Below are 6,162 nucleotides of genomic sequence, written 5' to 3' on the forward strand. Positions count from 1 at the left end.
TTATGCCTTGGCTTTGATGCCCTTGTCGGACGGCACGGCAGCATTGCCTTCGCCGTACGTCTTGAGGTTCTGCAGGACGTAAATGGCTTTTTTGAATTCGGGAATCAGGCTCTTGCCGTAATAGTTGCCGTTCAGACTGTTGGTCTGGATGGCATCGAGCTGCGTGGCGAAATACTCCAGAGCATTGAACTTGGCCTCCGGGTCTTTCTGCACACCGAAACGATCGAACTTGTCGCCAGCATTGAGCAAGGTGATCGAAGTGATCTCGGAGATCAGGCCACGCCCGCGCAGGAATTCGCTGAGGTTACCCAACTGCTTGACGGACACGTTGGCCGGGTCGAATCCCTTGATCTGCTTGCGCAGACCCTGTTTGTCCATCTCCGCGACGTTCAGCGCGTTCGGGTCGTTACCGACCAGCGTCAGCATCTGCTGCACTTTGACGCTCTGCGAAACCTGCTTTTTGGCGCCGGTGTCGCGGACCATAACGCCCGCCTTGCTTTCCCAGGCGCCGGTATAACCGATTGTCATGCGAAGATTCCTTGTGCGATGAGCATGAAATGTCCTTGTACCAGCCATTCGAATGCGCGCAAGTATCGGCTGGCAACATGACAGTACCAACATTTTTGTGTGCTTTTTTACAACTTTCGTACATTCCCGATACAAAGAGGACTACCAGCAAACGTTGCGTTAGAGCGGTCACGGGGATGCAACAAATGTCGTGCGCCGTGGTTGTGTACCCAAGCTGATACCAACCGGTCATCGCCCCGGGTGGTTTCGGCGGGCGAGCAGCTAAAGCTTCCGCCCGAAACGACGATACGCTGTGAACCCCGCCCTGTTTTGTTCCTCTCCGCCAACAACAACGCCGCTCAAGGATCAGTTCCATGCCCGCACTGCGCACTATTCAGGCTCGCTACACGCTGTTTCTGGTTCTGTTTATCCTGTTGTTGTCAGTGCTGACCGTGGTCGGCATCAGTCAATTGGTGGCGCCTACCCTGCGCGATACCGAAGAGAAGGTCGTGCTCAACCGCATCGCCGAGGTCGCCGTACAGATCCAGGGCGAACTGAACAAGGTACAGGCGCAGCAACGCAGCATTACCCAGACCATCCCGCTGCTCGACAGCGCCGCCATCGACACGGTGTTGCCGGGCCTGGTGGATCAGTACGGCGAGCTGAAAGTCTTCGGCGGCGGCATCTGGCCTTTGCCGGGCCAGCGTGAAGCCGGGCGCAACAAATTCAGTACCTTCTGGCACCGCGACGCCTCGGGCCAGCTGAAGGTCAACACCTTCTGGAACAGCGACGCCGCACCGAACTACTACGACCAGAGCTGGCACAAGGGCGGCATGGCCACCCCGCGCGGCCAATGCGCCTGGGCCGCGGCCTATAAAGACGACGCCAGTGCCGAGCCGCGCACCAACTGCGCCATGGCCATCTACAAGAACGGCAGTGCCTGGGGCGTTTCGACCATCGACGTGACGCTGGGCTTCTTCAACGATCTGGTGGCGCGCAAGGAAAAAGACCTCAACGCCGAGATGCTCATCGTCGAGGCTGACGGCAAGATCATCAGCAACAGCTCGCGCATCAGCGGTCCGATCGTGTTGAAGAACATCAGCGAACTGGCGGCCAGCTCGACTTTCGTCAATCAGATCAAGACCGGCTTGCAGAATCGGGATAAAGCGCAACGTGTCGAGTTCGATAACAACGGTGAAGACGCTACATTTTTCATGCGCCCTATCGAGGGCACACCGTGGTTCCTCGCCACCGCCCTGCCGACCAAAATGCTCACTGCCCAGCGCGACGATGTCCTCAACAGCCTGAGCCTGATCCAGATTCCGCTGGTGATCCTGCTGGTGCTGTTGCAGGTTTACGCGATTCGTAAACTGGTGCAGCGCATGAAGGCGCTGAAGGCCAACATCGATTCGCTGTCCAGCGGCGACGCCGACCTGACCCGCCGCATCACCATTCGCGCTGAAGACGAACTGGGTGCCATCGGCCATTCGGTCAACACCTTCATCGCCTATTTGCAGAACATGATCGGCGAAGTCACCCAGGCCACCGGCGCCATGGCTTCGAGCCTCGACAATCTGCAACGCACTTCGGCGCACACCAGCCAGATCCTGCTGCGTCACGCCTCGGAAACCGACCAGACTGTCACCGCGATCACCGAAATGAGCTCGACCGCCGAAAGCGTCGCGCAGAATGCCGCTGAAACCGCTGCGTTCACTCAACGTGCCAACGAGAACGCCGATCGCTCGCGCGTCGTGGTCGGTGAAGCGACCAACAGCGTAGTCGCGCTGATCGACGAAGTTGCCAGCGCTACACACAAAGTTGAAAACATGCAGCAGGACGCCCAGCGCATCACCGAAATCCTCGGCGTGATCGGCGCGATTGCCGGGCAGACCAACCTGCTCGCCCTCAACGCGGCCATTGAAGCGGCGCGTGCCGGGGAACAGGGTCGCGGCTTTGCGGTGGTAGCGGATGAAGTCCGTGCCCTCGCCGCCCGAACCCAGGCCAGCACCTCGGAAATCAACGAAATGCTGACCCGCCTGACCCAAGGCGTGAGCTCTTCGGTCAGCGCCATGGAAAACACCCAGGCCAGCTGTCAGTCCGCCGCTGACGCCACGGCTCGAGTCAACTCCGGGCTGGACGAAATGGCCGGTTCGGTCAGCCACATCAACAGCCTCAGCACCCAGATCGCCACCGCCGCCGAACAGCAAAGCGCAGTGACCGAAGAGATCAATCGCAGCATGGTGCAGATCCGCCACATGGTCGATGAGCTGGTGCAGAGCGGCCAGGCCAGCGAGCTGAATACCCGGCAATTGCTGGAAGCCAACAGCCGCGTGAGTGCGATCATGGGACGGTTCAAGGTTATTTAAGCCAACCGCATACCTGTAGGAGTGAGCCTGCTCGCGATGGCGGTTTATCGGTCAAGAATTTTGTCGACTGGAATACCGCTATCGCGAGCAGGCTCGCTCCTACACTGGTTAGCGTGTCTTGTAGCAACTGGAAACACTCAGTTGATGCCGGGGCGAAAAAACCGGTCAAAATGGGTTCTTTTTGACCGCCACCCGAGTCGAGAGCCCTTTCCATGCGAAGCCAACTGCGTCTGCTCGCCCTGAGCACCCTGTTCATCTCCTCCCTGGCGCAAGCCGCCGAACTGATCCCGATCGAAGTGCACCGCGATGCCAATTGCGGCTGCTGCAAAAAGTGGATCAGCCACCTCGAAGCCAATGGCTTCAAAGTCCAGGATCACGTCGAAAGCGACATGAGCCGCTTCAAACAGCAGCACGGCGTACCACCGCGTCTGGCGTCCTGTCACACGGCAATCATCAACGGCAAATTCGTCGAAGGTCATGTACCGGCCGATCAGGTGCTCGCGTTGAGCAAGCGCGACGATCTGCTCGGGGTTGCCGCGCCGGGCATGCCAATGGGCTCGCCGGGGATGGAAATGGATGGCATGAGTGACGCGTACCAGGTCATCGGCCTGAAAAAGGACGGCGCTGATGTGGTGGTGGCGGACTACCCGGCCCGTTGATGGGGGCGGCTTACTTCGGCCTGTTCTTTGCGGCGTTTGGGGCGGCGACATTGCTGCCATTGCAGTCCGAGGCATTGCTGGTCGGGCTGATCGTCAGCGAGCGCTATTGGCTGTGGGGCCTGCTCGGGGTGGCGACGCTGGGCAATGTGCTCGGCTCGCTGGTCAACTGGTGGCTGGGTCGTGGCATCGAGCGCTTTCAGGGTCGGCGCTGGTTTCCGGTCAGCCCTCGACACATGGCCAAGGCGCGCAAACATTACGAGCGCTACGGGCACTGGTCGCTGCTGCTCAGCTGGCTGCCGGTGATCGGCGATCCGCTGACCTTGATTGCCGGCGTCATGCGCGAACCACTCGGACGTTTTCTGTTGATCGTCACGCTGGCTAAAGGCGCGCGCTATGGCGTGCTGGCTTTGCTCACGCTGGGCTGGCTCGGTTGAACCAACCCTGCGTGTGATTGCCTTTGTTTAACGTCGGCGTAATCCCGGCCTTTCACAGTCGGCCAATTTTCAAGGAGTTTGTGCTTATGTCCGTCACGCTTTCCCGCTGGCTGCCCGGCCTCGTCCTCAGCGCTGCGTTGCCGTTAATGGCGCACGCCGCCACTGAAACCGCCCCCGCCGAAGGGCCGGCCTACGGCCCGGAACTCCAGGGTTTCCAGTATCCCTACACGCTTAAACACTTCGCCTTCGAATCCCAGGGCCAGAAACTGCAAATGGGCTACATGGACATCGCCGCCAATGGCAAGGCCAACGGTCGCACCGTGGTGCTGATGCACGGCAAGAATTTCTGCGCGGCGACCTGGGACAGTTCGATCAAGGCCTTGAGCGATGCCGGTTACCGGGTCATCGCCCCGGACCAGATCGGTTTCTGCACCTCCAGCAAACCTGAGCACTATCAATACAGCTTCCAGCAACTGGCCACCAACACCCAGCAATTGCTCAAAGCGCTGGGCATCCAGAAAGCCACTCTGCTCGGCCACTCCACCGGCGGCATGCTCGCCACCCGTTATGCGCTGCTGTTCCCTGAACAGGTCGATCAACTGGCGATGGTCAACCCGATCGGCCTGGAAGACTGGAAAGCCCTCGGCGTTCCGTATCGCACCGTCGATCAGTGGTACCAGCGCGAGTTGAAGGTCACGGCCAAGGGCATTCGCGACTATGAGCGCACCACTTATTACGATGGCCGCTGGAAGCCCGAATTCGATCGTTGGGTCGACATGCTCGCCGGCCTGAGCAAAGGCCCGGGCAAGACCCAGGTCGCATGGAACTCGGCGCTGATCTACGACATGATCTTCACCCAGCCGGTGTACTACGAGTTCAAGGACCTGAAGATGCCGACCCTGCTGCTGATCGGCACATCCGACACCACCGCAATCGGCAAGGACCTCGCGCCGCCGGAAGTGAAAGCCCGAATCGGCCACTACGAGGTGCTGGGCAAACAAGTCGCCAAGCTGATTCCGCAGTCGACGCTGATTGAATTCCCGGGCATGGGCCACGCCCCGCAAATGGAAGAACCGGAAAAATTCCATCAGGCGCTGCTCGGCTGGCTGGGCAAGACTCCTTCCGTTCCTTGATGAGGTAAGGCGATGACGGTGCAGATTGCAGTGATCGACGACTGGCAGGACGTGGCCCGCGATGTGGTCGACTGGTCAGTGCTCGACGGTATCGGTGAAGTAACCTTCGTGCACGATTACCCGGCCGACAACGCCACGCTGGCCGAGCGCTTGGGCAAGTATCAAGTGATCTGCGTGATGCGCGAACGCACGCGATTCGACGCCGATCTGCTTGGACGCTTGCCTGAATTGAAGTTGCTGGTCACCGGCGGCATGCGCAATGCCGCGCTGGACATGCCTGCCGCAGCGGCGCTGGGCATCAAGGTCTGCGGCACCGACAGCTACAAACACGCCGCGCCGGAGCTGACCTGGGCGCTGATCATGGCGGCCACCCGTGATCTGGTGAAGGAAGCCAACGCCCTGCGCGCCGGCCAGTGGCAACAGGGTCTGGGCGGTGATCTGCATGGCAAGACCCTGGGCATTCTCGGCTTGGGCAGCATTGGCCAGCGGGTCGCGCAGTTCGGTCAGGTGTTCGGCATGCGGGTGATTGCCTGGAGCGAAAACCTCACCGCCGAACGCGCTGAACAGGCCGGCGTGACTTACGTCAGCAAGCAGCAACTGTTCGAACAGGCCGACGTGCTGTCGGTGCATCTGGTGCTCAGCGAGCGCAGTCGCGGTCTGGTCGATACCCAGGCGCTGGACTGGATGAAACCGACCGCACTGCTGGTCAACACCGCGCGCGGGCCGATCGTCGATGAATCCGCGCTGATCAAGGCATTGCAGAAACGGCGCATTGCCGGGGCGGCGCTGGATGTTTTCGAGCAGGAGCCTTTGCCGGCCCTGCACCCGTTTCGCACGCTGGACAACGTCCTCGCCACGCCGCATGTGGGCTATGTCAGTCGGCAGAATTATGAGCAGTTTTTCCGGCAGATGATCGAGGATATTCAGGGTTGGGCGGAGGGAGAGCCGCTCCGTCTGTTGAATTGAGTCCATTACTTTAAATCTGATTTGCTTCCACAGCCCTATTCGCGAGCAGGCTCGCTCCCACAGGTTTACGCGTTCCAATGTGGGAGCGAGCCTGCTC

General features: G+C 60.1%; 5 protein-coding genes and 2 pseudogenes. 6 read left to right on the forward strand and 1 reads right to left on the reverse strand.

All coding sequences use genetic code 11. The features are described from left to right. A complete protein-coding gene (locus DCO47_RS14715) occupies positions 1-528 on the reverse strand; it encodes a hypothetical protein (RefSeq protein WP_042609880.1) in 528 nt (175 codons plus the stop codon). A 353-nt stretch (positions 529-881) separates the two neighbouring features. Here DCO47_RS14715 and DCO47_RS27540 point away from each other — a divergent pair. The 6 genes and pseudogenes from DCO47_RS27540 to DCO47_RS14745 form a co-directional block, all read left to right on the forward strand. Next, positions 882-2,012, forward strand: a pseudogene (locus DCO47_RS27540) (cache and HAMP domain-containing protein); the annotation flags it as partial. Positions 2,013-2,345: 333 nt separating this feature from the next. Continuing rightward, positions 2,346-2,873 (forward strand): annotated as a pseudogene (locus DCO47_RS27545) (methyl-accepting chemotaxis protein); the annotation flags it as partial. Between the two features lie 212 nt (positions 2,874-3,085). Beyond that, entirely contained in the window at positions 3,086-3,532 is a 447-nt protein-coding gene (locus DCO47_RS14730; protein WP_042609878.1) for a DUF411 domain-containing protein, read from the forward strand. Beyond that, positions 3,532-3,966 carry a YqaA family protein gene (locus DCO47_RS14735; protein WP_064362205.1) on the forward strand — a complete coding sequence of 145 codons (435 nt, stop codon included), beginning with the start codon at positions 3,532-3,534 and terminating at the stop codon, positions 3,964-3,966. The genes DCO47_RS14730 and DCO47_RS14735 overlap by 1 nt, the downstream gene beginning before the upstream one ends. An 86-nt stretch (positions 3,967-4,052) precedes the next feature. Further along, entirely contained in the window at positions 4,053-5,099 is a 1,047-nt protein-coding gene (locus DCO47_RS14740) for an alpha/beta fold hydrolase (protein ID WP_064362203.1), read from the forward strand. A gap of 12 nt (positions 5,100-5,111) precedes the next feature. After that, a complete protein-coding gene (locus tag DCO47_RS14745) occupies positions 5,112-6,065 on the forward strand; it encodes a D-2-hydroxyacid dehydrogenase family protein (protein WP_116658360.1) in 954 nt (317 codons plus the stop codon). Positions 6,066-6,162: the final 97 nt, after the last annotated feature.

The organism is Pseudomonas sp. NDM, assembly GCF_003105095.1.
Lineage (GTDB): Bacteria > Pseudomonadota > Gammaproteobacteria > Pseudomonadales > Pseudomonadaceae > Aquipseudomonas > Aquipseudomonas moraviensis_A.

Excerpts from the sequence above, each read along its gene's own strand:
- DCO47_RS14715 (WP_042609880.1), bottom strand. The coding sequence starts at position 528 with ATGACAATCGGTTATACCGGCGCCTGGGAAAGCAAGGCGGGCGTTATG.
- DCO47_RS14730 (WP_042609878.1), top strand. The coding sequence starts at position 3,086 with ATGCGAAGCCAACTGCGTCTGCTCGCCCTGAGCACCCTGTTCATCTCC.
- DCO47_RS14735 (WP_064362205.1), top strand. The coding sequence starts at position 3,532 with ATGGGGGCGGCTTACTTCGGCCTGTTCTTTGCGGCGTTTGGGGCGGCG.
- DCO47_RS14740 (WP_064362203.1), top strand. The coding sequence starts at position 4,053 with ATGTCCGTCACGCTTTCCCGCTGGCTGCCCGGCCTCGTCCTCAGCGCT.
- DCO47_RS14745 (WP_116658360.1), top strand. The coding sequence starts at position 5,112 with ATGACGGTGCAGATTGCAGTGATCGACGACTGGCAGGACGTGGCCCGC.